Here is a 26,535-nt window from a genome sequence, read left to right as displayed (position 1 = left end):
GCTCGTCGTCACACGGAACCGCAGATGCCCGCCTTCTCCTACCAGGCGCTCGACAGCAACGGCAAGACCCAGCGCGGGGTGCTGCAGGGCGATACCGCGCGTGCGGTGCGCGGCAACCTGCGCGAGCGCGGGCTGAATCCGCTCGTCGTCGAGGAAGTGCGTGAAGGCTCGGCGCCCGGCACGCAGCCGCTGCTGCGTCGGCGCGGACTCGGCGGTGCGCAGCTTGCGTTGCTGACGCGCCAGTTGTCGACCCTGGTGGGCGCCGGCCTGCCGATTGACGAGGCGCTCGGCGCGCTGTCGGAGCAGGCCGAGAACGAGCGCCAGCGCGGCTTGACGATGTCGCTGCGCGCGCGCGTGATGGAAGGTGCGAGCCTGGCGCAGGCGATGGCGGAATTCCCGGACAGCTTCCCCGAGATCTTCCGCGCCAGCGTCGCCGCGGGCGAGCAGTCCGGCCGGCTCGCGCAGGTGCTGGAGAAACTCGCCGACCATGCCGAGGCGCGCGATGCGCTCGGCCAGAAGATCCTTGCGGCGCTGGCCTATCCACTGCTGCTGGCGATCGTGGCGGTCGCGGTCGTCGCCGGCCTGCTCACCTGGGTCGTGCCGCAGATCGTCGGCGTGTTCCAGAACCTGCACCAGGCGTTGCCGCTGGCGACGCGCGCACTGATCGCGCTGTCGGCATTCCTGCGCGCGTGGGGCTGGCTGCTGGTGCTGGTGCTGCTCGCCGTGCTCGTGCTCGCGCGGCTCGCATTGCGGTCCGAGGCAACGCGGTGGCGCTGGCATGCCGTGCTGCTGCGCCTGCCGCTGGTCGGTCGGCTGGTACGAGCGGCCAACACCGCGCGCGCGACACGCACGCTGGCGCTGTTGTCCAGCAGCGCGGTGCCGCTGCTCGATGCGCTCGCGATCGCAGCGCAGGTCGTGTCGAACCTGCCGATGCGCGATGCGTTGAAGCGTGCCGCATTGAAGGTGCGCGAGGGCAGCGCGTTCTCGCGCGCACTTGGCGAGAGCGGCCAGTTCCCGCCGGTCGCCCTGCGCCTGATCGCGAGCGGCGAGCGCTCGGGCCAGTTGCCGCGCATGCTCGAAGAAGCCGCGGCGCAGCAGCAGCGCGAACTCGACCGCTGGCTGACCGCGCTGACCGCGGTGCTCGGTCCCGCGGTGATCCTCGTGGTCGGCGCAATCGTGCTGTTCATCGTGCTGGCGATCCTGCTGCCGATCTTCAATCTGAATCAGATGGTGAAGTAGCCCGGATTGGTGATTCATGATTGGTGATTGGACCGGGCGAGCAGGCGTCCCGGTGCCGGATGCAAATCGGGGCGCAACCCGTACAATCTCCGCGGACGCGGTTTTTGCCAATCATCAGTCACGAATCACCAATCCCGGCCGTCAATGATCCGCTTCGACAACGTCAGCAAGCGCTACACCACCGGACTCGATGCGCTGGCCGAGCTCAGCTTCGAGATCGCGGCGGGCGAGATGGCCTTCGTGACCGGGCATTCGGGCGCGGGCAAGAGCACCCTGCTCAAGCTGGTGAGTCTGGCGGAGCGGCCGACTCGCGGGTACGTCACGGTCAATGATCGCGAACTTGCTCGCGTGCGCCGGCGCGGCATCCCGCAACACCGGCGCGGCATCGGCATGGTGTTCCAGGACCATCGCCTGCTGACCGACCGCAGCGTGTTCGACAATGTCGCGTTGCCGCTCCTGATCGCCGGAACCTCGCGCACGGAAACCGCCAAGCGCGTGCGCGCGGCGCTCGACAAGGTCGGCCTGCTCGCACGCGAGAAGGCGTCGCCGCTCGCGCTGTCGACCGGCGAACAGCAGCGCGTCGGCATCGCGCGCGCGATCGTCGCCAAGCCACCGCTGATCATCGCCGACGAGCCGACCGGCAACCTCGATCCGCAGCTGTCTCTGGAGATCATGAACCTGTTCGCCGAGTTCGGTGCGGTCGGCACCACCGTGCTGATTGCCAGCCATGACCTGCTGCTGCTCAAGCGCATGCAGAAGCGCGTGCTGGTGCTCGACCATGGACGCCTCGTCGACGACTACCATCCCCCGGCGAAGGCCGCATGAGTCCGCAGGCAACGCCCAATCGCGCCGCGCCGGCGCCCAAAGGCGCCGAGCCACGCGGCCCGCGCGCACCGCTCGGCGAGCGGCTCGCGGCCTGGCGCGACCAGCATTTCTACGGCTTCTTTTCCAGCCTCGGCCGGCTCGCCGCAAGACCCTGGTCGACCGCGCTGACCGTGCTCGTGCTCGGCTTCGCGCTCGCCCTGCCGCTGCTGTTCTGGCTGGTGTTCGACAACGCGCGCGAATTGTCCGGCGGCCTGCGCGAGGCGCGCGAGGTGACCGCGTTCCTCAAGCCCGGCCTCGATGCGCGCAGCGCCAGCGCGTGCGCCGACGAACTGCGCCGGCGCAGCGATGTCGCCGCGGTGCTGCTGCGCACGCCGGAGCAGGGTCTGGCCGAGTTCCGCCAGCTGTCGGGTTTCGGCGAGGCGCTCGATGCGCTGCAGGGCAACCCGCTGCCGACCGTGCTGGTGCTGACCCCGCGCGAGGCGACCGATCTCGACGAGCCGCCACTGGTTGCGGCATTGCGGGCGGACACGCGCGTTGATCTGGTGCAGTATGACGCGGCATGGCGGCGCAAGCTGTCCGGAATCCTGCATTTCGGCGAGCGTGTGGTCGCGGTGGTCGCCGCGTTGCTCGCGCTGGCGACCCTGCTGGTGATCGGCAATACGGTGCGCATGGACATCCAGGCAAGGTCGGCGGAAATCTCGGTGATGCAGATGATCGGCGCGAGCAACGGCTTCGTGCGTCGCCCGTTCCTGTACGCGGGCCTGTGGTACGGCCTGCTCGGCGCCGCGTTCGCACTGCTGATCGTCGCCGCGGTGGAGCTTGCGTTGGCCGAGCCGATCGGCCGGCTGGTCGACAGCTATGCACATCGCTTCGCGCTGCACGGCATCGGTCTCAACGCGGTGGCCGCGGTCGTCGTCGCGAGCGCGCTGCTCGGCTGGTGCGGCGCATGGATCGTGACCGCGCGCCATCTGGCGGCGGGGCGGCCGGGATGAGCGGCGAGGTCTCGCTCACTCGCCACATCTCCAGCGATGAGCCGCGCGTGCTCGTCGTCGACGGTTCACGCGTGGTACGCCAGCTGATCGAGCGCGTGCTGAAGACCGAGTTGCCGAACGCGGTGGTGATCGGTTGCGGTACCGGTGCGGAGGCGCGCACCCACCTCGATGGCGGCGTGTTCGATCTCGTCACCACCGCGTTGCGCCTGCCGGACATGGACGGGCTCGAACTCGCGCGCCTGTTGCGCGAAAACTCGAACCAGGCCTACATCCCGCTGATCGTCGTTTCCGGCGACGTGCAGGAACGTCTTGTTGCGCGCACGCTGTCGAGTCATGTCACCGACTATTTCGACAAGGCGCTCGGCTTCGATGCGCTCGCCGCGTTCATCCGCGGCTACGTCAGGCCGGCGGAGCAGGTCGACGGCACGGTGTTGTATGTCGAGGACAGCCGCGTGGTCGCGCTGGCGACGCGGCGCATGATGGAGAAGTGCGGCTTCAAGGTCACGCACGTGGTCAGCGTCGAGGATGCGCTTGCCCTGCTCGAGACATGGCGCGCGCAGCACAACGGGCCGGGCGTCGACCTCGTGCTGACCGACGTCGTGCTGAAGGGCGAACTCAGCGGAGGAGACCTGCTCGAGCGCATCCGCAACCACTTCGGCTGGCCGAAGGGCGCATTGCCGGTGCTGGTGATGACTGGTGACGACAATCCGGCCAACCAGACCACGCTGCTGCGCATTGGCGCGAACGACCTCGTGCACAAGCCGGTCGAGGAGCGCCTGCTGGTCAACAAGTTGCAGTTCCAGTTGCGCGTGTCGCGCCGTCAGCGCGAACAGGCCGGCGCCTCGGCGTGAGCGAGGACCGGGTCCGGCTCGAGCCGACGTGGAAGGCGCGCGTCGGCACCATGTTCGAACAACCGTCGATGCTCGCGCTGGCCGAGTTCCTGCGTGCGGAGAAGCGCGCCGGCAAGGTCATTTATCCGCCCGGGCCGCAGATCTTCGCGGCGCTCGACTGCACACCGTTCGACGCGGTCAAGGTCGTGATCCTCGGCCAGGACCCGTACCACGGACCCGGGCAGGCGCACGGACTGTGCTTTTCGGTCCGCCCCGGCGTGCCGGTGCCGCCGTCGCTGGAGAACATCTTCAAGGAACTCCAGCGCGACCTCGGCATTGCGCGGCCCGACCATGGTTGCCTGTTGCCGTGGGCGCGGCAGGGAGTGCTGCTGCTCAATGCCGTGCTGACGGTCGAGCACGGCCTCGCGGGTTCGCACGCGGGCAAGGGTTGGGAAGGCTTCACCGACGCCTGTGTCGATGCACTCAACCGCGAGCGCGAGAACCTCGTGTTCCTGCTGTGGGGCAGCTATGCCCAGGCGAAAGGCAAGCTGATCGACCGCCAGCGCCACCTCGTCCTCAAGGCGCCGCATCCGTCGCCGCTGTCGGCGCATCGGGGCTTCATCGGCTGCGGGCATTTCTCGCGCGCGAACGAGTACCTGCGCGATCGCGGCCATGGACCGGTCGACTGGCGCCTCCCCGCAGCCACGGATCTGACGGGAGCTGTCTCCGTGGCATGACCTCTTCCACTGGCTTCATGCTAATCAAGCACTTAGCATGAACCCATGGGACACACTGTTTCGCCAGCGCTCATGCAGAATACAAAACTTGAGGGTACAATACCGCTCGGTTCAGTATTCAGGCGTGGCGGGATGGCCACCAGGAACTCTGGCCGGGTTTAGCACTCCAAGGAGGCGAGTGCTAGAGTCACGGCAGCATGAGGAGTCCAGATCCATGAGCAATACCTTGGTCGCAAGCAACTTCCCGATGCCGGTCGCGATCGGCAGCCTCGACGCCTACGTCAATGCGGTCCACCAGATCCCGATGCTGACGCAGGACGAGGAGCAGGATCTCGCGCGTCGCTTCAACGGCGACAACGACCTCGACGCGGCCAAGCGGATGGTGCTTTCGCACCTGCGCTTCGTCGTGCATGTTGCGCGTGGCTATTCCGGGTACGGCCTGCAGGTCGCCGACCTGATCCAGGAAGGCAACATCGGGCTGATGAAGGCGGTCAAGCGTTTCGACCCCGAGCACGGCGTGCGCCTGGTGTCCTTCGCGGTCCACTGGATCCGCGCCGAGATGCACGAGTTCATCCTGCGCAACTGGCGCATCGTGAAGGTCGCCACGACCAAGGCGCAGCGCAAGCTGTTCTTCAATCTGCGCAAGTCGAAGAAGCGCCTCGGCTGGATGAATTCGGAAGAGGTCAACACCGTCGCGCGCGAACTCGGCGTGCCGGCCGCGACCGTGCTCGAAATGGAAGCACGCCTCAATGGTCGCGACGTCGCATTCGACGCGCCGACCGATGCCGACGACGACGAAAAGCCGGCGCCGTCCGCGTTCCTGATCGACCACGCGGCCGATCCATATGCGATGGTCGAGGCGGAGTCGGAGGAGGAGTCGAGCCTCGACACGTTGCAGCGCGGCTTGATCAAGCTCGACCAGCGTTCCCGCGACATCATCCAGCGTCGCTGGCTGAAGGACGGCGAAAAGGCGACGTTGCAGGAGCTTGCCGACGAATACGGCGTCTCCGCCGAACGCATCCGCCAGATCGAATCGAACGCGATGAAGAAGATGCGGACCTTGTTCGAGGCCTGAGCGCGAAGGTTGCTGACGGCCAGGGACGGCCCGAATGCCGAAAACGCAGGAGCAATTTTCGGCTGACGGCCAGGGACGGCCCGAATGCCGAAAACGCAGGAGCAATTTTCGGCTGACGGCCAGGGACGGCCCGAATGCCGAAAACGCAGGAGCAATTTTCGGCTGACGGCCACGGACGGCCCGAATGCCGAAAATGCAGGAGCAATTTTCGGCTGACGGCCACGGACGGCCCGAATGCCGAAAATGCAGGAGCAATTTTCGGCCTGCTTGCCTCATGTGCCGTTCTGACTGAGCCTCGCGGAACGGAGTTCCGCGAAGTCGAAACACCTTCACGCCCGGTGCGCTTCGATCACGCATCGAAGCCGTTCGCGAAGATCACATCGCCGATCTCCCACGCGCCGATGTCGACCGCCGCTCCGGACACTCGCGGCGCGCCGTCGAGATCGGTGCCGATGCCGGCGGCCAGCGCGGTGTTGCCGGCGTCGCGCACGGGCGAGTTTCCGCGCGGGCGGAAGTCGCCGGGGCCGGCGAACAACGGATCGGCCTGCACCGTGCCGGATCCCGGCGTGAACGTGTTCGCGCCATTGCCGAACACGAGATTGTGGTTGTTGATGAAGCCGCCGGCGATGGATGTTCCGATCACCACGCCGCGCACGCTGTTGTCGGCGATGAGCGTGTTGGCGAGCGTGCCGGTAAGGCTCGCGCCGGCGCTGGCCGTCGCGATGAAACCGGTGTCGTTGCCCGCGAGCGTGTTGCCGAGCACGTCGGCATGCAGGCTGCCGGCGCTTGCGAGCAGCGAAATCGCGCCCGGTTGCGGGCCCATGATGTCGATCGTGCCGGTCACGAGGTTGTTGACGACGCGCGCATCCAGCGTCCCGGTCGCGTCGTCCTGTACGAGCACGACGCCGCCGTTGTAGCCACTCGCCGCGATGCGGTTGTGATGGATGTCCACCTCGGCGCTGCCGCCGCTGTTGCGCAGGCGGATCGCGCCCAGCGTGCTCCAGGTGCCACCGCCGAGAATCGCGTTGCCTGCGATGACGCCGGTGGTCGGGCCGGACAGATCCTCGACCCCGATCGCGGCGATATCATCGCCTTGCAGGAAGCCGAGGTTGATCGCGTTGTCGATGACCGTGAAGTGCATCTCGCCGGTGGGGCTGCTGCCGAACGGTCGCACCGCAATCGCCGTGCGGTTGGCGTCGAGTCCATCGGCCTCGATGACGTTGCCCTGGATGGTCGCGTAGAACGGAGCACTGCCGCCCTGGTACGCGGTGATGCTGCCGTCGCGGATGGTCATGCCCTGGATGACGATCCCGACCAGCGCGGCGCCGCCGAAAATGTCGATCGCATCGTTGGACGAGGCGCCGGCAAACACGGGCGAGAATCCGCTCGCAGGGCGCAGGTTCAGGCTCTTGCCCGAGATCTCGATCGTTTCGGCAATCGGACCGTTGCTCGCGATTTCGACGACCTCCCCGCTCGATGCGTGGTTGATGCACGCCTGCAAGGTCGTATTGCAGGGCGATGGGCCGGGCCAGGTCCAGGTCGTCGTGCCGGCGATCGCCGGCGCACCCGCCGGCGCGACGAGGACGAGCAGAACCAGGGCTGCAAACCAGCGGAACATCGGACACATGGCGCAATCTCCGGGCACGGGGATGCTCAGGAAAACGCCGTTTCGTCGCCGACCCGGACACGTGGCTTTGCTTCAGCGATAGCCCGCTGCCTGCAATTCGAACAACTCGGCATAGCGTCGTCCCGCGCCGAGCAGTTCCTCGTGCGTGCCGATCTCCTCGATGCGGCCGCCTTCCAGCACGAGGATGCGGTCGGCCATGCGCACGGTCGAGAAGCGGTGCGAGATCAGCACCGCGGTCTTGCCGGCCGACAATTCCTTGAAACGCTCGAACACCTGGTACTCCGAACGCGCGTCGAGCGCGGCGGTCGGTTCGTCGAGGATCAGCACGTCGGCGTCGCGCATGTAGGCACGCGCGATCGCGATCTTCTGCCATTCGCCGCCGGAGAGGTCAGAGCCGTCGCGGAAGCGCTTGCCCATTGTCTGGTCGTAGCCGTGCGGCAGGCGCCGGATGACCGGATCCGCCAGGCTTTGTTCGGCCGCGTGCACGATGCGCGCGCGATCCTCGCGTGCCTCGATGCGGCCGACCGCGATGTTCTCCGCCGCGGTCAGCGCATAGCGCACGAAGTCCTGGAAGATCACGCCGACGTGGGCGCGCAACTCGGCGAGGTCGTATTCGCGCAGGTCGTGGCCATCGAGCAGGATGTGACCTTCGTCCGGGTCGTAAAGGCGCGCGAGCAGCTTGACCAGCGTGGTCTTGCCCGCGCCGTTCTCGCCGACCAGCGCGAGCACCTCGCCGGCCTGCAGCGTGAACGAGAGCTCGCGCACGGCCCAGCGCTCCGCGCCGGGATAGCGGAAGCCGACGCCGTCGAACGTGAACCCGGTGCGGATCGGCGACGGAAACGGCCGCGGTTGCTTTGGCGACACGATCTCGGGCTGCACCTCGAAGAATGAATACAGGTCGTCGAGATAGAGCGCCTGCCCGGCGAGCTGCGAGAATCCGATCAGCAGGTTTTCCAGCAGGTTGCGCAGGCGGCGGAATGATCCCGACAGGAACGTGAGGTCGCCGATGCTGAATTCGCCATGCATGGTGCGCCACGTGATCAACGCGTAGGCGGCGTAGTAGCCGACCGTGCCGAGCGCGGCGAACGCGCTGCCCCACAACGCGCGACGTTTCGCCAGCGAGCGATTCGCCGCGTAGAACCCCTCCGACAGCGAGCGATAGCGCTCGATCAGGAATGCGTTGAGGCCGAAGATCTTCACTTCCTTCGCGGTTTCGGCGCTGGCGCCGGTCTGGCGTAGGTAGTCGAGCACGCGCCGTTCGGTGGTCCAAGCGTAGTTGAGCGAATAGCTCTGCGCGTTGAAATGCGCCTCGCCGAGGAACGCGGGCACCAGTGCGAGCGCGAGCAGCAGGATCAACCACGGCGCGTACACGACCAGGCCGGCGGCGAACGCGACCACGGTGACGAGATCCTGCGCCTGGCCGAACAACTGGCCCATGAGCGAACTGCGCCCGACCGCCTGCCGGCGCGCGCGTTCGAGCCGATCCTGCATCTCGCTGTCCTCGAAATCCTCGAGGTCGAGCGTGGCCGCGTGTTGCATCAGGCGGATGCTGGTCGCATTGGTGTACTTCTCCGACAGCAGTGCGTCGAGCAGCGACACCACCCGGCCGAACAGGTCGGACAGCACCGCCAGCACGAACTCGCATCCGAGCAACAACGCGAGGTGATGGAAGCGGCCGCTCGCCAGCGCATCGTGCAGCGAGCCGGCGATCGCGCCGCCGCGCAGCAGTTCGACCACTTCGTCGATGATCAGCTTGCCGACGAACAGGGTCGCGACCGGCAGCAGCGCGCGCATCACGCGCAGCACGAGGTCCGACGTCAGCAGGGTGGGACTGGTCGCCCACAGGTCGTGCAGGAACGGTGGCAGGTTGCGCAAGGCGCTGAAGCGCTCGCGCAGGTTCTTCGGCTGAGCCTTCGGCGGTGGCGGTTCGCGCGGACCGCCACCGGACGGTGGTGGCGCGCCCGGCGCGGCGCGGCCTCCCATGCTGTATTGGCGCGGCATCTTTGACCTTGGCCATGGACGGAGCGCGAGGATCGCACATCGCGTCGCCTGCTCCGGCTTTCCTCAATACAGATCCACCGGATCGACGTCGATCGACCAGCGCAGGCGGCGTTCGTCCGGCAGCGCGCGCAGCGCGTCGAGCCAACCGGGCAGGAAGGCTTGCAGGGTCGAGCGGTCGGCCGACTCGAGCAGAACCTGGGCGCGATCCGCGCCAGCGCGGCGTGGCATCGGTGCCGCAAGCGGTCCGTGCGCGCGGATGCCTGCGCAGGCCGCGGCCTGCGTCGCGCTGACGAGGAAGCGCTCGAGCGCGAGCTTGTCCTTTGCTTCCGCGCGCAACAGTGCGAACTGCGCGAACGGCGGCAGGCTTGCGTCACGTCGTTCCTGCAGCAGGCGCTGCGCCAGCGCGCGGTACCCGCCGTCGAGCAGCACGCCGAGCAGCGGATGGTCCGGCGCGTGTGTCTGCAGGATCACCGTTCCCGGTCGTTCCGCGCGACCGGCGCGTCCGGCGACTTGCACGATCAGCTGGCCGAGGCGTTCGCTGGCGCGGAAGTCGATGCTGTACAGGCCCTCGTCGACGCCGACCACGACGACGAGGGTCAGGTGCGGCAGGTCGTGGCCTTTGGCGAGCATCTGGGTGCCGACGAGGATGCGTGCGCCGGCGCCAGGCAGGCTGTCGAGCAGCGCATCGCGCAGGCGTCGTCCGCGCGTGGTGTCGCGGTCGACGCGCACCACCGGGACGCCCTCGAACCGTGACTTGAGGACTTCCTCGAGCCGCTCGGTGCCTTCGCCGAGCGCATTGAGGGCCAGCCCGCCGCACGCCGGGCAGGCGCTCGGCACGCGCTGCTCGAAACCGCAGTGATGGCAACGCAGGCGCGCGTCGGCGCGATGCAGGGTCAACGCGCGCTCGCAATCGGGGCAGTGCGCGCTCCAGCCGCAGTCGTGGCAGATGAGGACTGGCGCATAGCCGCGCCGGTTCTTGAACACCAGCACCTGCTCGCCGCGCGCGACGCAGCTCGCGATCGCGTCCAGCGTGGGTGCCGCGAGCCCATGCTGCAGTCGCTGGTGGCGCAAGTCGACCACGCGCAAGGCAGGCGGCTGCGCGAGCCCGGCGCGGTGGTCGAGGCGCAGGCTGCGGTAGCGTGCAGCGGCGACGTTCGCGAGCGATTCCAGCGAAGGCGTCGCGCTGCCCAGCACGACCGGCACGTCGAGCGCCTTCGCACGCACCACCGCGACGTCGCGCGCGTGGTAGCGGAAACCCTCGTGTTGCTTGTACGAGGTGTCGTGTTCCTCGTCGACGACGATCAGCCCCGGTCGCGCCAGCGGCACCCAGATCGCCGAACGGGTGCCGAGCACTACCGGTGCTTCGCCACGCGCGGCGGCGAGCCACGCGCGCTCACGTTCGCCTTCGCCAAGGCCCGAATGCAGGGCCGCGACGTCCACGCCGAGGCGTTCGCGGAAGCGCCGCAGGGTTTGCGGCGTGAGTGCGATCTCCGGCACCAGCACGAGCGCCTGGCGGTCGCGCGCGAGGCAGTCGCGGATGATCTCGAGATAGACCTCGGTCTTGCCGCTGCCGGTCACGCCATCAAGCAGGAACGCGCCGAAGCCGCGCGCAGCGATCACCGCCGCGGCGGCGTCGCGCTGCGCCGGATTCAGTGCCGGCCCGGGCGTGCCGCCAGCGGTCGCCGGTGCGCCGGTCAGGCGTACGGGTTCGATCCAGCCGCGTGAGAGGGCGCTGCGGCGCGCTGCGGCGCCGGCGAGCGCGGTGAGTTGCGCCGCGCTGCGCGGCCCGCCGGCAAGCGCGGCGAGCAGGGCATCGATGCGCGGCGCGTGCCGGCGTGCGGGATCGGCGAGTGCCGCGCGCCCGCCCGCAGCAAGCGCGAAAGCAGCGATGCCCGGCTCCGGCAACGCACGCACGCTGCGCAGGCGGGTAGGGATCGCCCCGAACAGCACCTCGCCGAGCGGGTGCTGGTAGTAGCGCGCGGCCCAGCGCAGGGTGGCGAGCAGTTCCCCGTCGAGCAGGGGCGCCGTGTCGATGACCGCGCCGATCGGCTTGAGACGCTCCTCGTCGAGCTCGGATGCGGCGACCCGCGCGGCGACGATGCCGACCCGTTCCCGTCGCCCGAATGGCACCCGCACACGGCTGCCGACCGCGGCGGGCGTGTCGCCCTCGCGGTAGTCGAACACGGTGTGCAGCGGCACCGGCAGGGCGACGCGCAGGATCGAGGTCATCGGCGTGGGAAGGGGTCTGAAGGGTGCGCACGAGCGCGCCGCGAGAGGCAGTTTAGCCGGCCTCGTCGTCCCATCGGCAGGGCTACGGAAGCTTGCGCTTTGTTTCTCACGAAACCATGAGAATCCACGCCTAAGTTGCCACCCACACGGGGAAAAAATGCTTATCCACAAGGTTTGTGGATAACTCTGTGGATGACTGCCCGTCTGGAGCGTCGCGGAGCGCGAGAACAAGCCGCCGTGCTTGTGTTGGTGAAAGTTTAATCAATCTGTAATGGGCTTTGTAATTCAAATAGTTGCGATCGAACCTCGGGGCGCGGACGGGAGCGCCGCGTGCGCTCGCAGCATGGGGCTTGTGGCGTTTTGCAGCTGTGCACAACCCATTGACAAGCCGGCTCGATCGGGGTTTGCACGGGCGCCGGTCAACCATTCGCGTATCGCCGCGTTGGAAAGGTCCGAAAGCCCGTGGAAAGGCCCCACCGACCATGCTGCAAACCCCCTGCCTGATGGCGATTCCCGAGTCGATGACCGACGACCGTGCCCAGCGCGTCGATGCTGCGCAGGCGATCGAGCGCTTCCTGCGCGCGGTCGAGCGGCGCGCTTTACGCATGGCGGAGCTGTCCACGCGCCAGCGCGAGGATGCCATCGACCTGGTGCAGGACGCGATGTTCGGTTTCGTGCGCCACTACGGCACGCGCGATGCGGCCGAATGGGGGCCGCTGTTCTGGCGCGTGCTCGACAGCCGCATCAACGACTGGCACCGCCGCCAGCAGGTGCGCGGGCGCTGGCTCGGCTGGTTCGGGCGTGCCGACGAGGAAGGCGCGGACGATCCGGTCGCCGCGGTGCCGGATCCGCGCGAACCCGGCCCGCTCGCCCGTCTCGCCGACGGCGAGGCATCGCAGGCGCTCGAATCCGCGCTGCAGAAGTTGCCGCTGCGCCAGCGTCAGGCATTCCTGCTGCGCCTCTGGGAAGGTCTCGATGTCGCCGCGACCGCGACCGCGATGCGCTGCAGCGAGGGCAGCGTCAAGACCCATTTGTCGCGCGCGCTAGCTAACCTGCGCACGCGACTGGAGGACCACCGATGAACACGCCCCGCAACGACGAACCGTGGGTGGATCGCGCCGTCGCCCTGTTGCAGCAATCCGCCGACGGCCTCGACGCGGCGACGCTTTCACGCCTCAATCGCGCGCGCCAGGCGGCGCTTGCCCAGCCGCGACACGCGCGGCATTTGTGGTGGGGGGTTGCGACGACCTGCGCGGTCGCGCTCGTGCTCGCGGTGGGTATCGCGCGCCGCGAACTGCCGTCGCCGCCCGCGCTGCCGGTGCAGGACAGCGGCGCCATCGACGCGCTGGCTGCCGACGATGACAATCCCGACATGGTCGACGACCTCGATTTCTATGCATGGCTCGATGCGCAACAGCACGATGACGAAGGCTGATCCGGCGCCGCGCGGAACCGGCGTGCACCGGGCGTGCGCGCGGCTGGCGCTTGCGCTGGCGTTCGGCGTGGCGTTCCCGCTCGCGGCCTGCGCCGGACCGGCGCAGGCACCGACGCAAGCCGACGCGCCGGCGCGCGTCGAATGGTCGAGCCTCGCTGCGACCGAGCAGCAGGTGCTCGCGCCGTTGCAGCGGCAATGGGACCAGCTGCCGGCCCAGCAGCAGGCGCGCCTGCGCAATGTCGTGTCGCGCTGGCAGACCGCCACACCACTGCGGCGCGGATTCATCGAACAGCGCATCGCGCGCTGGGCGACGATGGATGCCGGCCAGCGCGCGGAGGCCAGCGCACGCTGGAAGCGTTTCCGCAGCATGTCGCCCGAGCAGCAGGAGGGCGTGCGCGACGCGTTCCGGCATTTCCGCGAGCTGCCACCGGAGCAGCGCGCGGCGTTGCGTGCACGCTACGAGGCGATGTCGCCGGGCGAGCGCGCGGCGTTTCGTGCGGGCGCCGATGCACAGCGACGCAACGAGGCCTGGCAGGGCCTGCTCGCCGACGCGTCGCCGGAGCAGCGCGCTGCCTTGCGCGCGATGTGGCAGTCGTTCACGCAGCCCGAACGCCGCACGCTGCGTCAGTACGCACGCACGCTGCCCGCGGCCGATCGCGTTGCGTTGCGCACGCGCCTGGTCGGCATGAGCGAGACGCAGCAACACGAATACATTGCCACGTTGCCCGCGCCGAAACCTTAGCGACCGCGGCTTGTGCAGCGCGGAACTCGCTCCGCTGCTCTTGCTCTCCCAGCCAGCCCTATAGGTCCTCAGGCAATCGCCAGGCTCGCAATCGCCGCGCCGGCAATGCCGAACGAGAGCAGCATGATGTAGCAGAACCCGACCAGGCAGAACTTGAACGTGGTCATGAACCAGCCCTGCTTGTAGACGCGCTTCGCCATCAGGAACAGGTAGACCGGAATCCAGGTCCATACCGCGGCGCGTACCAGCGTCAGCACCGGAGTGGCCCACGTTGCATGGTTGCCGCTCCAACCGACCGCGAGATGCACGAGCACCACCAGCAGCAGGGACAGGAAGATGAAGGCGTGGCTGTGCAGCGCGACCATCAGGTGTTCCATGTACAGGCGTCGCTTGAAGATATAGGCGACCTTGAGCAGGATCGCGAACAGCGGCATCAGCACGAACAGCGCCTGCGGCAGCACCGAGAACAGGCGCGCGAGCGCATCGGCGGGATGCTTTTTCGCTGCCGCGATGTTTTCCTTTGCGTGCTGCGCCATCGCGTTGAGCTTGACGTTCGCGAATGCGGGCAGCCAGTCGACCGCGATCGGATGCGCGACCGGATCCCACGGCACGCCGTCGAACTGCAACACGCCGACCTCGTCGCTGTCGTTGCCTTCGTCCGGCTCCGGCGGCGGCGCCTTGCCGGCGGCGATCGCCGCGTCCTTCTTCTCCGACCAGGCCAGCCAGGCCAGGCGCTGTTCGGCCTTGTGGCGCAGTTCGGACTCGGCCTTGTCGAGTTTCGCCGCGACCTTGGCGCGATTGCCGGCGGCCGCGCGCGCGGTGGCGAGGCCTTGCAGGCCTGCCTGCAGGCGTGTTTCCACCTCGGCCTTGGTCTGCGCGTGCTCGATGCCTGCGTTGTTTCCCTCGCCGACGAAGTTGATGTCGTCGAAATTCAGGCTGAGCTGGATCGCGAAGAACGAGATCACGCACAGGAAGAAGAACAGCCGGAATGGCGTGACGTAACGCGTGCGGCGGCCGGCGAAGTACTCGTTCGTGAGATAGCCGGGGCGGAAATACAGCGGCAGGATGCTGCGGAAGATTCGCGAGTCGACGTTGAAGATCGTGTCGGCGACATCCGCCATCACGCTCGCGAGGTGGCGGATCATGCCCTTCTCGGGCTGGCCGCAGGCGTAGCAGAACGGCCCGTGCATCGGCGCGCCGCAGTTGCCGCAGGCACGCAGCGGTGCACCCGCGGGCGTCGCCGCGGCCGGAGTTTCGACGGCGGGAGGTGCGGGCGCTGGACTTTCGCCGGCGCTCTCGGCTGCGTCTTCGGGCGCGCCTTCGTGGTTCATCGATCCGGTCCGTTGCGAGCGAAGTGCCCCGTGCTCGGCTAGTGTACTGTCCCGTGAGTAACGCGAAGAAATTCCGAAGACGCCGGAATCATTTGACGGTACTTGCGGGACAGTACACTGTCATCCCGCGCACAGGTTCCCCCGATGCCGACCATTTTACATCGCCACAGGCCGCGTCTTGCGCGCGAGCTGCGAGAGACCTTGCGCCTCGCGGTGCCGCTCGTGCTCGGCCAGCTTTCGGCGGTCGGCATGAATCTCATCGACGTGCTGCTCGCCGGCCATCTCGATGCACACACGCTTGGCGCGGTCGCGGTCGGCGCCAGCGTGTGGACGCTGGCGCTGGTCGCGGTGATCGGCGTGATGATGGCGCTGCCGCCGTCGGTCGCACAGCTCGCCGGTGCCGGCCGTCGCGCGGCGATCGCGCCGCTGTTCCATCAGGCGATCTGGCTCGCGCTCGCGCTCGGCCTCGCCCTCGCGCTGGGGGTCTACTTCGGCGGCACGGCGCTCATCGCGCACATCGGCATCGATCCCGCGCTGGTGCCGGACACGTTGCGCTTCCTGCATGCGATTGCGTTCGGTGCGCCCGCGCTGGCGCTGTTCTTCGCCCTGCGTGGACTCGGCGAAGGCATCGGCCTGACCCGCCCGACGATGTACTTCAGCCTGCTCGGTCTGGTCCTGCTCGGTCCGATCGGCTACGTGTTCATGTACGGGCGCCTCGGCCTGCCCGCGCTCGGTGCACAGGGCAGCGGCGTCGCGACCGCCCTCGTGCTGTGGCTGCAGGCGGTCGCATTCGCGCTGTACGTGCTGCGCAGCCGCCACTATCGCGACCTGCACCTGCTCGCGCACTGGCAGCGTCCCGATCCGGCCGCGCTGCGCGAGCTGTTGCGCATCGGCGTGCCGATGGGCGTCACGCTGTTCATGGAGGCGAGCCTGTTCGTCGCGGTCGCGCTGATCATCGGCACACTCGGAACCGATGTCGTCGCGAGCCATCAGGTCGCGCTGAATGTCGCCTCGGTCGCGTTCATGGTGCCGCTCGGTCTCGCGATGGCGACCACGGTACGCGTCGGCCATGCGGTCGGGCGTGGCGACGGTCCGGGCGTGCGCGACGCGGGTCGCGTCGGCATCGGCCTGACCCTTGTCGTGCAGACCTTGTCCGCCGGCGCGATGCTGCTGTTGCCGCGCCAGATCGCGAACCTTTACACCAGCGACGCGCTGGTGATCGGGCTGGCTGCGCAACTGCTGGTGCTGGCCGGCCTGTTCCAGTTTTCCGACGGTATCCAGGTCGCCGCGAACGGCGCGCTGCGCGGCCTCAAAGACACGCGCATCCCGATGCTCATCACGACCTTCGCGTACTGGGGCGTCGGCATGCCGGTCGGGTGGTGGCTCGCGTTCCCGCACGGCCTCGGCGCGCGCGGCATGTGGATGGGACTGATCGCCGGCCTCAGCATGGCCGCGGTGCTGTTGTCATGGCGGTTCTGGAAACTCGCGCGCCGCGACTTCGGCGGCTAGGTGCGACGGGGTTGCACGAATCCGTAGTGGCGCACCGGGCGTGCGAATCCGCCGGTGCATGACGATTGCGGCATGCCGGCGCACGCCCATATCGGGTAGGCTGATCCACAGTACAGCGCGCGTTGGCGCGGCGAGGAATCCGTGATGTCGAGCAACCAACCCGGCGTGATCCGCCGCTTCTTCCAGGGCGTCTGGAACGCGCTGAACTTCACCCGCCGGCTCGTGTTCAACCTGATCTTCCTGCTGATCCTGCTCGCGTTCCTCGGCGGGTTCCTGGCGAAGCGACCGACGATCTCGCCACGCACCGCACTGGTGCTCGATCCGAGCGGCGCGATCGTCGAACAGTTCTCGACCGATCCGACCCAGCGCGCACTCGCGAGCATTGCCGGCAACGAATCACCGGAGGTCCAGCTGCGCGACCTGCTGCGCGCGATCGACAGCGCAGCAAAGGATTCGCGCATCGAGCGCATCGTGCTGATCCCCGACGAGATCGCCAGCGTCGGCCTCGCCACCGCGCGCGAACTCGGCGCCGCGCTCGACCGCTTCAAGGCGACCGGCAAGGAGGTCATCGCGCTGTCCGGCGGCATGGGCCAGAACGAATACCTGATCGCCGCGCACGCGAACCGCATCCTGCTCGATCCGGATGGCGCGGTTTTGCTTGAAGGTTTCGCGAACTACCGCAGTTACTACAAGGATGCGCTCGACAAGCTCGGCGTCGAGGTGCACCTGATCAAGGTCGGCACGTTCAAGTCCGCCGCCGAGCCGTACATCCTCAATCAGGCTTCGGACGCCTCGAAGGAGGCGGACGGCTACTGGATGGGCGGCATCTGGAATGAATACCTTGCCGAGGTTGCCGCGCTGCGCAAGCTTGACGTCGCCGCGATCAGCGACGACATTTCGCACTACGACGAACGCGTCGCCGCGCATGCGGGCGATCTTGCCAGGCTCGCGCTCGACCAGAAACTGGTCGACCAGCTCACGACGCGCGCCGAGGCGCGCGAGCAGTTGCGCGCGCTCGGCGCGGCCGAAGGCAAGGAAGGTTTCCGCCAGGTCGACTACAAGTCGTACCTTGCCACGCTCGCGCCGCAATCGCTGTCGCGCTTCGGCTCCCAGGTCGCGGTGGTCGTCGCCCAAGGCGAGATCGTGCCCGGCGAGCGTCCGCCCGGCATGATCGGCGGCAAGTCGACCGCACAACTGGTGCGCGCGGCGCGCGAGGACGACAACGTCAAGGCGATCGTGCTGCGCGTGGATTCGCCCGGTGGCGATGCGGTCTCGTCCGAACTGATCCGGCGCGAACTCGCGCAGGCGCGCGAGGCGGGCAAGCCGGTGGTGGTCTCGATGGGCGACGTCGCCGCGAGCGGCGGCTACTGGATCTCGATGGCGAGCGACGAGATCTGGGCGGAACCGAACACGATCACCGGTTCGATCGGCATCTTCGGCCTCATCATGACGGTGCCGGACACGCTCGCCAAACTCGGCATCCACACCGACGGCGTCGGCACCACGCCGCTCGCCGGCACGCTCGACATCCGTCGCCCGCTGTCACCGCAGCTCGAGGCGATCATCACCAGCGTGATCCGCCGCGGCTACAGCGAATTCATCGGCAAGGTCGCGCAGGCGCGCGGCAAGACGCCCGAGCAAGTCGACGCGATCGCGCAGGGCCGCGTCTGGAGCGGCGCGCAGGCCAAGGAACGCGGTCTCGTCGACAAGCTCGGTGGCCTCGGCGACGCGATCGCCGCGGCGGCGTCGCGCGCGAAGCTCGGCGACGACTACTCGGTGCGCTACGTCGAACGCGAGCTCAGCACCTGGGAACGCGTCGCGCTCAGTTTCAGCGACAGCGAAGCGATGGTGCGCGTCGCGCGCTGGACCGGTTTCCGCCTGCCGCCGGGCATGTTCAGCAGCAGCGAGCTGCAACAGGTCGCCGCTACGATCGAATCCCTGCGTGGCAAGCGCTACGGCGCGTTCGCGCATTGCTTCTGCGAACTGCACTGAGCGTGTAGCTCTGAGGGAGTGCCCGCGATGCGTGCGCCGCGCAATGCGCAGCCATTCGCGTCGGCGCGCGGCAGCGGATAGCCGTCGGGCAGCGTCGCGGGTGTCGCGAACCAGTCCGCGAGTTCCATCTCAGCGCAGCGATGCGTTGATCTTGTCGAGCGTCGCCATGCCCGGGCACAGCTCCTTCGCACCGAGCGTGTTGAACGGCGTCGCAACCGTGTTGAGGTGGCCGTGCAGGTCGTGCGCGGCGCTGTCGACGTAGAGCAGGCCGGTCACGACTTCGCCCTTCGCCTGGTGCGCGTTGACGTAGTTCATCGCACCGACGCGGTCGGTCGGGTCGTGGCTCGCGTCGAGCTTGCGCAGGCGCAACACGCTGCCGTCGTGCTGCTCGACTTCGACGATGTCGCCGGGCGCGACGTCGGCGACGATCTCGGCGCGCGGTTCGATGAAGTCGAGGCGGTTGACTGCGTCGTTGTGCTCGCGCACGTACTCGTAGCTCTTGGTGCTGCCGGCGTGGTTGTTGAACGCGACGCACGGGCTGATCACGTCGATGAATGCGGCACCGCGGTGCGCGATCGCGGCCTTGATGATCGGCACCAGCTGCTGCTTGTCGCCGGAGAAGCCGCGTGCGACGAAGCTCGCGCCGAGCTGCATGGCGAGGCCGACGAGGTCGATCGGCGCATCGGTGTTGGCGACGCCCTTCTTCGACATCGAGCCCTGGTCGGCGGTCGCCGAGAACTGGCCCTTGGTCAGGCCGTACACGCCGTTGTTCTCGACGATGTAGACCATGTTCACGCCGCGACGGATCGCGTGCACGAACTGGCCCATGCCGATCGAGGCGGAGTCGCCGTCGCCGGACACGCCAAGATAGATGAGCTCGCGGTTCGCGAGGTTCGCGCCGGTCAGCACCGACGGCATGCGCCCGTGCACGGTGTTGAAGCCGTGCGACTGGCCGAGGAAGTAGTCCGGCGTCTTCGAGCTGCAGCCGATGCCGCTGAGCTTGGCGATGCGGTGCGGCTCGATCGCGAGTTCCCAGCAGGCGTGGATGATCGCCGCGGAAATCGAGTCGTGGCCGCAGCCGGCGCACAGCGTCGAGATCTTGCCTTCGTAGTCGCGGCGCGTGAAGCCGATCGCGTTGCAGCCGAGGGTCGGGTGGTGCAGCTTGGGCTTGGCGATGTAGGTCACGGCGTCTTCCTCGGCGGCGTCGCGTGTGCGGCGTCGCGGTGCAGGCGGTAGATCACATTGTCGAGTGCGAACAGCAACTCGTCGTCGCCAGTGGCGTGGAAATCGATCGCGCCTTCGCAGCCGGTCGCGAGCGTCGCAATCGGGCGTTTCGCGAAACCGACGCGCGTCGCGAGTGCGTCGGCGCCGATCGCCGGGTCGCCGTACTCGGCGAGTCCGCCCTGGAACAGGCCTTCGGCAGGGACGTCCGTCAGCTCGTAGCGCGGGCTGCTGCAGGCGAGCGGATCCGGGCCGTGGATGCGCTTCGCCTCGAACGCCACGTGCTGGCCGACGAGGCGCTTCACCTCGGCGGGATCCACGGAACCTTCGGCGCCGACCCAGGGCGCGGGATCGCCGCGCGCGATCGTCCACACGCCTGCATAGCGGTCTTGCGCCGCCGCCGTCGTCGCGAGCAAGGCGACGACCAGTAGCCACGACGCAGGTGGCGCGCGCTCAGTCACAGTCGTCCTCCGGCATCGCATAGCCGTCGACGAAACGCTGGCCGTAGCCGATCTCGAACGAGCGCGTGTCGCGCTTGTAGTCGAGGCCGTCGACGTCGTGGTTCTCGGCGCGGAACGCGTACGCCTTGCCCGGCTTGCCGTCGACCGGCTTCTCGAAATAGACCTCGATGCGCGCCGGGTGCTTCGGATCCTTCTTCGGCACGATCGTCGCGCCGCCGCACCAGTCCGAACCGGCGTCGATCGGGTTGTCCGGATTGGCGAGCACGCATGCTCCGCCGCGCCAAGTGATGCGCGCGGTGTCGCCGACCGCGTCGTCGAGCCATGCTTGGACGCTGCGCTCGTCGCCGCACTCGCCACGCGCGTAGTCGACGTCGGCGACGCGCGCCGAACGTGCGGCGGCGGCGAGCGCCGCGTCGCTCACGCTGCGCCTGGACGCGGCCTGCGACGAAGGCGGCGTCGCCGACAGCGCAAACGCGATGCCGAATGCGACGGCGGGGTGGATGGCGCGCATGAATTGCATGATCAGCGCTTTGCGCTCGCCTCGATCGCGTAGCCGAGCAGGCCGAGCGCGAACGCGAGGGCGGTAAGGGTCCACACGGAGAACAGCATCGGCGCCGTGCGGATGACGTCGGGGATGACGGTGAGCACGATCCGGAACACCAGTCCAATCGTTTCCGCGGCCAGCGCGACGAGCAGCCAGACCGAGCGGTCGCGCCGCCACAGCAGGGCGAGCGCAAGGATCAGCATCAGCGCCATCACGACCGAGAACAGCGACTGCAACGCGGGCGAGAGTGCGTTCATTCAGGCCACCTTGTCCGCTTCGCGCTGGCGCGCCGCGCCGACCTGCTGCTCGATCGTGCGCGTGATGAAGCGCGCGGTGATCGGCGTGCCGTCGTAGTGCAGCACCGGCACCAGCCGCGCCGGATCCATGCCGAATTCGTTGACGAGCATCGAACGCAGCTGCGCATCGCGGTTCTGCTCGACCACGAACACGCGCTCGTGCGCGGATATGAAGTCGGCGACCGAATCGGCGAACGGGAACGCGCGGATGCGCAGGGTGTCGAGGTGCACGCCGTTGCGTTCGAGCGCTTCGATTGCCTCGTCCATCGCCGGCGCGGTCGAACCGAAATGGATCGCGCCGAGCGTGGTCGGTTGCGTCGCCTTGCGCAGCAGCGGTTGCGGCACCAGCGCCTTGGCGGTGTCGAACTTCTTGAGCAGGCGTTCCATGTTGTAGAGGTAGTCTGGGCCGCGTTCCGAATAGCGCGCGTACGGATCGCGCGAGGTGCCGCGCGTGAAATACGCGCCCTTGTCCGGATGCGTGCCGGGATAGGTGCGGTACGGGATGCCGTCGCCGTCGACGTCCTTGTAGCGGCCGAAGTCCCTGCCGGCCTCGAGTTCCTCCGCGGTCATGACCTTGCCGCGGTCGTACACGCGCGCGTCGTCCCAGGCGAACGGTGCGCACAGGCGCTGGTTCATGCCGATGTCGAGGTCGGTCATGACGAACACCGGCGTCTGCAGGCGGTCGGCGAGGTCGAGCGCATCGGCCGAGAACGTGAAGCACTCGTGCGGGTCCTCGGGGAACAGCAGCACATGCTTGGTGTCGCCGTGCGAAGCGTACGCGCACGAGATGAGGTCGGCCTGCTGCGTGCGCGTCGGCATGCCGGTCGACGGACCGCCGCGCTGCACGTCGATGATCGTGACCGGGATCTCGGCGAAGTAGGCGAGGCCGATGAACTCGGTCATCAGTGACACGCCAGGGCCCGACGTGGTCGTGAATGCGCGCGCGCCGTTCCAGCCGGCGCCGACGACCATGCCGATCGAGGCGATCTCGTCCTCGGCCTGCACGATCGCGAAGCGGTTCGTGCCGGTCGCGGGATCGACGCGGTACTTCATGCAGTATTTCTGGAACGCCTCGGCGAGCGAGGACGACGGCGTGATCGGATACCACGCGCACACCGTCGCGCCACCGTACACGCAGCCGAGCGCGGCGGCGACGTTGCCGTCGACGAAGATCTTGTCACCGACGCGGTCGGAGTGCCTCACGCGTAGCCCAAGCGGGTGCGCGACGTGATCGCGCACATAATCCCTACCGAGGTGCAACGCCTGCTTGTTCGCGTCGAGCAGCTTCTCCTTGCCCTTGTACTGCTCGCCGAGCAGGCGCTCGATGATGTCGACGTCGATGTCGAGCAGCAGCGACAGCGCGCCGACGTACATGATGTTCTTGAACAGCTGGCGCTGGCGCGCGTCGGTCCAGGCGCGGTTGCACATTTCGGTCAGCGGGATGCCGATGACGTGGATGTCGTCGCGGAACTTCGACTTCGGCAGCGGCCGCGTCGAGTCGTACAGCAGGTAGCCGCCCGGCTCGATTTCCTTGACGTCGGCATCCCAGGTCTGCGGATTCATCGCGACCATCAGGTCGACGCCGCCGCGCCGGCCGAGCCAGCCGTGCTCGTTGACGCGCACCTCGTACCAGGTCGGCAGGCCCTGGATGTTCGACGGGAAGATGTTGCGCGGGCTGACCGGCACGCCCATGCGCAGGATCGCCTTCGCGAACAGTTCGTTCGCCGAGGCCGAGCCGGAACCGTTCACGTTCGCGAACTTGATGACGAAGTCGTTGGTCGCGCTGATCGCCTTCATGCGGCCTTCTCCTTGCCGGCGGCGGCGCCGCTGCATGCGGGTCCCGCATGCGTCATCTCGAGCAGGAACTTCTGCATGTCCCACGCGCCGGTCGGGCAGCGCTCGGCGCACAGGCCGCAATGCAGGCAGACGTCCTCGTCCTTGGCCATGATGCGCCCGGTCTTCAGCGTGCCCGAGACGTACAGGTCCTGGCTCGTGTTCAGCGCCTGCGCGGACAGCCGCTGGCGCAGGTCCGCTTCGTCGCCGTTCGCGGTGAACGTGATGCAGTCCATCGGGCAGATGTCGACGCAGGCGTCGCACTCGATGCACTGCTTGTCGGAGAACACGGTCTGCACGTCGCAGTTGAGGCAGCGCTGGGTTTCCTTCCACGCGGTTTCCGCGTCGAAGCCGAGTTCGACCTCGAGTTTGATGCTCTTCAGCGTCTTCGACGCATCCGCCCATGGCACCTTGTAGCGTTCGTCCGGCGAGATGTCGTTGTCGTAGCTCCACTCGTGGATGCCCATCTTCTGCGAGATCATCTCGACCATCGGCAGCGGCCGCTCGCGCACGTCGCCGCCGCCGAGCAGTTTGTCGATCGACAGCGCCGCCTCGTGGCCGTGGGCGACCGCCCAGATGATGTTCTTCGGCCCGAACGCCGCATCGCCGCCGAACAGCACGTGCGGCAGGGTCGACTGGAACGTCGTCTTGTCGACCACCGGCATGTCCCACTGCTCGTCGAACGCGATGCCGATGTCGCGCTCGATCCACGGGAACGCGTTTTCCTGGCCGACCGCGATCAGCACCTCGTCGCATGCGTGCAGTTCGTCCGGCTCGCCGGTCGGCACGAGCGTGCGCCGGCCCTTCGCGTCACGCTCGGCGCGCACCTTCTCGAACGTCATTCCGGTCAGGCGACCGTTCTCGTGCACGAAACTCTTCGGCACGCGGTAGTCGAGGATCGGGATGCCTTCGTGCATCGCGTCCTCCTTCTCCCACGGCGACGCCTTCATCTCGTCGAAGCCGGAGCGCACGATGACCTTGACCTCGTCGCCGCCGAGCCGGCGCGCGGAACGGCAACAGTCCATCGCGGTGTTGCCGCCGCCGAGCACGATCACGCGCCTGCCGACCTTCTCGACGTGGCCGAAATACACCGAGGCGAGCCAGTCGATGCCGACGTGGATGTTCGCCGCGCATTCGGCGCGACCGGGCAGGTCGAGGTCGCGCCCGCGCGGTGCACCGCAGCCGACGAACACCGCATCGTAGCTTTCGGCGAGCAGGCCTTTCAGCGAATCGATGCGCCGACCGCCGATGAACTCGACACCGAGGCCGAGGATGTAGCCGGTCTCCTCGTCGATGACTTCCTCGGGCAGGCGGAAGCGCGGTACCTGGGTGCGCATGAAGCCGCCGGCCTTCGCATCGGCCTCGATCACCGTGACCGAATAGCCGAGCGGCGCGAGGTCGCGCGCGACGGTCAGCGAGGCGGGACCGGCACCGATGCAGGCGATGCGTTTGCCATTCTTCGTCGTCGCCGGTCGCGGCAGCCGATCGCGGATGTCGTCCTTGAGGTCGGCCGCGACGCGCTTGAGGCGGCAGATCGCGACCGGTTCCGGCTTGCCGCCGGCGCTCTCCTCGACCCGGCTGCGCCGGCACGCCGGTTCGCACGGACGATCGCAGGTGCGCCCGAGGATTCCCGGGAACACGTTCGATTTCCAGTTGACGAGATAGGCGTCGGAATAACGTCCGGCAGCGATCAGGCGGATGTATTCGGGGACCGGGGTGTGGGCCGGGCAGGCCCATTGGCAGTCGACAACCTTGTGGAAATAGGCGGGATCACGCGTATCGGTTGGCTGCACTACTGGCCCCTTGCTGGAACGCACAGTGATGGCTACGCCGCGAGACTAGACCTTGTGCCGCCGGGGTGCAAAGCGCGCCGCACCATGCGTCGCCTGCGCCGGCTGTGGGAGCGGCGGAAGCCGCGATGCGTCCTGCCGGTCGGGACCAAAAGAGCATCGCGGCTTCCGCCGCTCCCACACGAGCAAGAAGGCTCAGCCGCCGTTTTCCTGCTTCTGCAATTCCTCGTCGCGCTTTTCCTTGTCGTCCTGCAGTTGCTTTTCGACGCCCTTCGCCTTGTCGAGCGCCTTGAGCTGGTCGTCGAACACGGTCTTCTGCTTCTTCGCGGCCGCCTGCTCGGCGGCGCGGTCCGCGGCCGCCTTGTCCGCGTCCGCCTGCGAGTCTGAGGGCGTGCCGCCGCACGCGGCGAGGGCGAGTACGGCGACGGCAAGTGCGGCAGTGCGGATCATGGCGAACTCCGGCAGGTCGATCCGTTACAGTCTGCGCCGCAGGCACTGAGCGGACAAGCAGGAGGACATCGCCATGACGAACCCGTCACGCTGGCGGCTCGACGGCCGTACCGCGCTCGTCACCGGTGCGAGCAAGGGTATCGGCCTTGCGTGCGCGCGCGAACTTGCTGCGCTCGGCGCGGACCTGTTGCTGGTTGCGCGCGACGAAATCCACCTCGAGCAGGTGCGCGGCGAACTGACCGAGGAGTTCCCCGATCGCGAGATCCTTGTCTGCGATGCGGACCTCGCGAGCCAGGAACAGCGCCTGGAAGTGTTCGACTGGATCGCCGACCTCGACGTCGAATTGTCGCTGCTCGTCAACAACGTCGGCGGCAACGTGTCGAAGCCGGTGCTCGACTATTCGCTCGAAGAAGTCCGTGCGCTGGTCGAGACGAACGTGCTGAGCGCATTCGAGATGTGCCGCCTCGCGCACGCGCATCTGGCCGAGCACGGCAACGCGGCGATCGTGAACGTCGGCTCGGTGTCGGGCCTGACCCACGTGCGCACCGGCGCGCCGTATGGTTTCACGAAGGCGGCATTGCACCAGCTCACGCGCAACCTCGCCTGCGAATGGGCCGAGGACGGCATCCGCGTCAACGCGGTCGCGCCGTGGTACATCCGCACGCAACGCACGGAAGGTCCGCTCGCCGATCCCGACTACCTCGACGACGTGCTGTTGCGCACGCCGATCGGCCGCATCGGCGAACCGGAAGAGGTCGCCGGCGCGGTCGCGTTCCTGTGCCTTCCGGCATCGAGCTACGTGACCGGCGAATGCATCGCGGTCGATGGCGGGTTCCTCCGTTATGGATTCTGAGCAGCGCGGCCTTGGCTGCTGTCCGGCAGGAGCTCCATCGCGCCAGTGACTACCGTTCCACCGCTGAATACGGCGGAAAATGTCTTGTCGGAACTCTGCAGCTTGTCGATGGAGACAGGGCCGGTCTCGCCGTTGTCGAGCTTCTTTTGTATCCAAAGGTAGTACTCCCCGGATTCACGGATACGCAACTGGAAGTCTCCTTCAGCTGGTTCCGCTCCGCTCACGGACGCGACGACCTTCGACGTGTTGCAAGGCGTTCCGCATCGGTTGACGAGGAACGTCTCGGAAGGCTTCATGCCTGTGAACGAGAACCTCAGGATCGCCCCGACGGGCAGCTCGCGTTCTGGTCCGAACGTAAACCGATAATTCGGCTCGACGCGAAATGCGGGTCTCGAACTCGCGGAACATCCGGCCAGGATCAGCACAAGTACCCAGTGGATTGGAAATCGCATTTTTTCTACCTGGCGAGTGAAGGGGTTCATGCAGTACGGATTCTGAGTGGATGCGTTCGGGCATGCTCCAA

The 26,535-nt window shown here is 67.8% G+C and carries 24 protein-coding genes; 12 read left to right on the top strand and 12 right to left on the bottom strand.

The genetic code is table 11. The features are described from left to right. Nucleotides 1-24 precede the first annotated feature (24 nt). The 6 genes from gspF (at nt 25) to rpoH (ending at nt 5,698) form a co-directional block, all read left to right on the top strand. A complete protein-coding gene (gspF, locus tag ACILRJ_RS00200; RefSeq protein ID WP_395679147.1) occupies nt 25-1,239 on the top strand; it encodes a type II secretion system inner membrane protein GspF in 1,215 nt (404 codons plus the stop codon). 144 nt (nt 1,240-1,383) lie between these two features. Then, complete coding sequence (gene ftsE, locus ACILRJ_RS00195; RefSeq protein ID WP_395679145.1) at nt 1,384-2,064, top strand: cell division ATP-binding protein FtsE; 681 nt, start codon at nt 1,384-1,386, stop codon at nt 2,062-2,064. Further along, nucleotides 2,061-3,056, top strand: coding sequence for a permease-like cell division protein FtsX (gene ftsX, locus ACILRJ_RS00190; protein ID WP_395679143.1), 996 nt, complete (start codon nt 2,061-2,063; stop codon nt 3,054-3,056). Before ftsE ends, ftsX begins: the two co-directional genes overlap by 4 nt. Continuing rightward, nucleotides 3,053-3,907: a response regulator gene (locus ACILRJ_RS00185; RefSeq protein WP_395679141.1), complete on the top strand. Its 855-nt coding sequence runs from the start codon at nt 3,053-3,055 to the stop codon at nt 3,905-3,907. The genes ftsX and ACILRJ_RS00185 overlap by 4 nt, the downstream gene beginning before the upstream one ends. Next, complete coding sequence (ung, locus tag ACILRJ_RS00180; protein WP_395679139.1) at nt 3,904-4,623, top strand: uracil-DNA glycosylase; 720 nt, start codon at nt 3,904-3,906, stop codon at nt 4,621-4,623. Before ACILRJ_RS00185 ends, ung begins: the two co-directional genes overlap by 4 nt. Before the next feature lie 214 nt (nt 4,624-4,837). Then, on the top strand, nt 4,838-5,698 hold the full coding sequence (gene rpoH, locus ACILRJ_RS00175) for an RNA polymerase sigma factor RpoH (RefSeq protein WP_395679137.1): 861 nt from the start codon (nt 4,838-4,840) through the stop codon (nt 5,696-5,698). Between the two features lie 349 nt (nt 5,699-6,047). Here rpoH and ACILRJ_RS00170 read toward each other — a convergent pair whose 3' ends face one another. From ACILRJ_RS00170 to ACILRJ_RS00160, 3 genes are all read right to left on the bottom strand, one after another. After that, nucleotides 6,048-7,325: a choice-of-anchor Q domain-containing protein gene (locus ACILRJ_RS00170; RefSeq protein WP_395679135.1), complete on the bottom strand. Its 1,278-nt coding sequence runs from the start codon at nt 7,323-7,325 to the stop codon at nt 6,048-6,050. Nucleotides 7,326-7,397: 72 nt separating this feature from the next. Beyond that, nucleotides 7,398-9,308, bottom strand: a complete 1,911-nt coding sequence (locus tag ACILRJ_RS00165; protein ID WP_395679133.1) for an ABC transporter ATP-binding protein — start codon at nt 9,306-9,308, stop codon at nt 7,398-7,400. A gap of 81 nt (nt 9,309-9,389) precedes the next feature. After that, nucleotides 9,390-11,555, bottom strand: a complete 2,166-nt coding sequence (locus tag ACILRJ_RS00160) for a primosomal protein N' (RefSeq protein ID WP_395679131.1) — start codon at nt 11,553-11,555, stop codon at nt 9,390-9,392. A 482-nt stretch (nt 11,556-12,037) separates the two neighbouring features. On the opposite strand from ACILRJ_RS00160, the gene ACILRJ_RS00155 reads away from it, so the two are divergent. The 3 genes from ACILRJ_RS00155 to ACILRJ_RS00145 are packed head-to-tail and all read left to right on the top strand — an operon-like array spanning nt 12,038 to nt 13,732. Next, on the top strand, nt 12,038-12,637 hold the full coding sequence (locus ACILRJ_RS00155; protein WP_395679129.1) for an RNA polymerase sigma factor: 600 nt from the start codon (nt 12,038-12,040) through the stop codon (nt 12,635-12,637). After that, nucleotides 12,634-12,990: a hypothetical protein gene (locus tag ACILRJ_RS00150; protein ID WP_395679127.1), complete on the top strand. Its 357-nt coding sequence runs from the start codon at nt 12,634-12,636 to the stop codon at nt 12,988-12,990. Before ACILRJ_RS00155 ends, ACILRJ_RS00150 begins: the two co-directional genes overlap by 4 nt. After that, nucleotides 12,977-13,732, top strand: coding sequence for a DUF3106 domain-containing protein (locus ACILRJ_RS00145; protein WP_395679125.1), 756 nt, complete (start codon nt 12,977-12,979; stop codon nt 13,730-13,732). Before ACILRJ_RS00150 ends, ACILRJ_RS00145 begins: the two co-directional genes overlap by 14 nt. A 68-nt stretch (nt 13,733-13,800) precedes the next feature. On the opposite strand, the gene ACILRJ_RS00140 is transcribed toward ACILRJ_RS00145, so the two are convergent. Then, nucleotides 13,801-15,063 carry a DUF3667 domain-containing protein gene (locus tag ACILRJ_RS00140; RefSeq protein ID WP_395679123.1) on the bottom strand — a complete coding sequence of 421 codons (1,263 nt, stop codon included), beginning with the start codon at nt 15,061-15,063 and terminating at the stop codon, nt 13,801-13,803. A 144-nt stretch (nt 15,064-15,207) separates the two neighbouring features. Between ACILRJ_RS00140 and ACILRJ_RS00135 the strand changes: the two genes are divergently transcribed. Together ACILRJ_RS00135 and sppA are read left to right on the top strand one after the other, a co-directional pair. Next, nucleotides 15,208-16,572, top strand: a complete 1,365-nt coding sequence (locus ACILRJ_RS00135) for an MATE family efflux transporter (RefSeq protein ID WP_395679121.1) — start codon at nt 15,208-15,210, stop codon at nt 16,570-16,572. 144 nt (nt 16,573-16,716) lie between these two features. Continuing rightward, complete coding sequence (sppA, locus tag ACILRJ_RS00130; protein WP_395679119.1) at nt 16,717-18,564, top strand: signal peptide peptidase SppA; 1,848 nt, start codon at nt 16,717-16,719, stop codon at nt 18,562-18,564. Nucleotides 18,565-18,693: 129 nt separating this feature from the next. Here sppA and ACILRJ_RS00125 read toward each other — a convergent pair whose 3' ends face one another. From ACILRJ_RS00125 to ACILRJ_RS00095, 7 genes are all read right to left on the bottom strand, one after another. Beyond that, the gene (locus tag ACILRJ_RS00125; RefSeq protein WP_395679117.1) at nt 18,694-19,749 is read right to left on the bottom strand and encodes a 2-oxoacid:ferredoxin oxidoreductase subunit beta; all 1,056 of its coding nucleotides are present in this window, start codon (nt 19,747-19,749) and stop codon (nt 18,694-18,696) included. Beyond that, nucleotides 19,746-20,246, bottom strand: coding sequence for a hypothetical protein (locus tag ACILRJ_RS00120; RefSeq protein ID WP_395679115.1), 501 nt, complete (start codon nt 20,244-20,246; stop codon nt 19,746-19,748). Before ACILRJ_RS00120 ends, ACILRJ_RS00125 begins: the two co-directional genes overlap by 4 nt. Next, nucleotides 20,239-20,757 carry a hypothetical protein gene (locus tag ACILRJ_RS00115; protein ID WP_395679113.1) on the bottom strand — a complete coding sequence of 173 codons (519 nt, stop codon included), beginning with the start codon at nt 20,755-20,757 and terminating at the stop codon, nt 20,239-20,241. Before ACILRJ_RS00115 ends, ACILRJ_RS00120 begins: the two co-directional genes overlap by 8 nt. Nucleotides 20,758-20,768: 11 nt before the next feature. Beyond that, nucleotides 20,769-21,047: a hypothetical protein gene (locus tag ACILRJ_RS00110; RefSeq protein WP_395679111.1), complete on the bottom strand. Its 279-nt coding sequence runs from the start codon at nt 21,045-21,047 to the stop codon at nt 20,769-20,771. Then, nucleotides 21,048-22,883 (bottom strand): 2-oxoacid:acceptor oxidoreductase subunit alpha, encoded by a 1,836-nt coding sequence (locus tag ACILRJ_RS00105; RefSeq protein ID WP_395679109.1) that lies wholly within the window; start codon nt 22,881-22,883, stop codon nt 21,048-21,050. It abuts the gene before it with no gap. Then, entirely contained in the window at nt 22,880-24,712 is a 1,833-nt protein-coding gene (locus ACILRJ_RS00100) for an FAD-dependent oxidoreductase (protein WP_395679107.1), read from the bottom strand. The genes ACILRJ_RS00105 and ACILRJ_RS00100 overlap by 4 nt, the downstream gene beginning before the upstream one ends. 192 nt (nt 24,713-24,904) lie before the next feature. Continuing rightward, nucleotides 24,905-25,159: a hypothetical protein gene (locus ACILRJ_RS00095; protein ID WP_395679104.1), complete on the bottom strand. Its 255-nt coding sequence runs from the start codon at nt 25,157-25,159 to the stop codon at nt 24,905-24,907. A gap of 73 nt (nt 25,160-25,232) precedes the next feature. Here ACILRJ_RS00095 and ACILRJ_RS00090 point away from each other — a divergent pair, with 73 nt between their 5' ends. Then, complete coding sequence (locus ACILRJ_RS00090; protein WP_395679102.1) at nt 25,233-26,012, top strand: SDR family oxidoreductase; 780 nt, start codon at nt 25,233-25,235, stop codon at nt 26,010-26,012. Here ACILRJ_RS00090 and ACILRJ_RS00085 read toward each other — a convergent pair. Beyond that, on the bottom strand, nt 26,000-26,494 hold the full coding sequence (locus ACILRJ_RS00085) for a hypothetical protein (RefSeq protein WP_395679100.1): 495 nt from the start codon (nt 26,492-26,494) through the stop codon (nt 26,000-26,002). The genes ACILRJ_RS00090 and ACILRJ_RS00085 overlap by 13 nt on opposite strands. Nucleotides 26,495-26,535 lie beyond the last annotated feature (41 nt).

Source organism: Dokdonella sp. (genome assembly GCF_044227025.1).
Classification (GTDB): domain Bacteria; phylum Pseudomonadota; class Gammaproteobacteria; order Xanthomonadales; family Rhodanobacteraceae; genus Dokdonella_A.
This window is presented reverse-complemented; position numbering and strand designations above follow the sequence as displayed.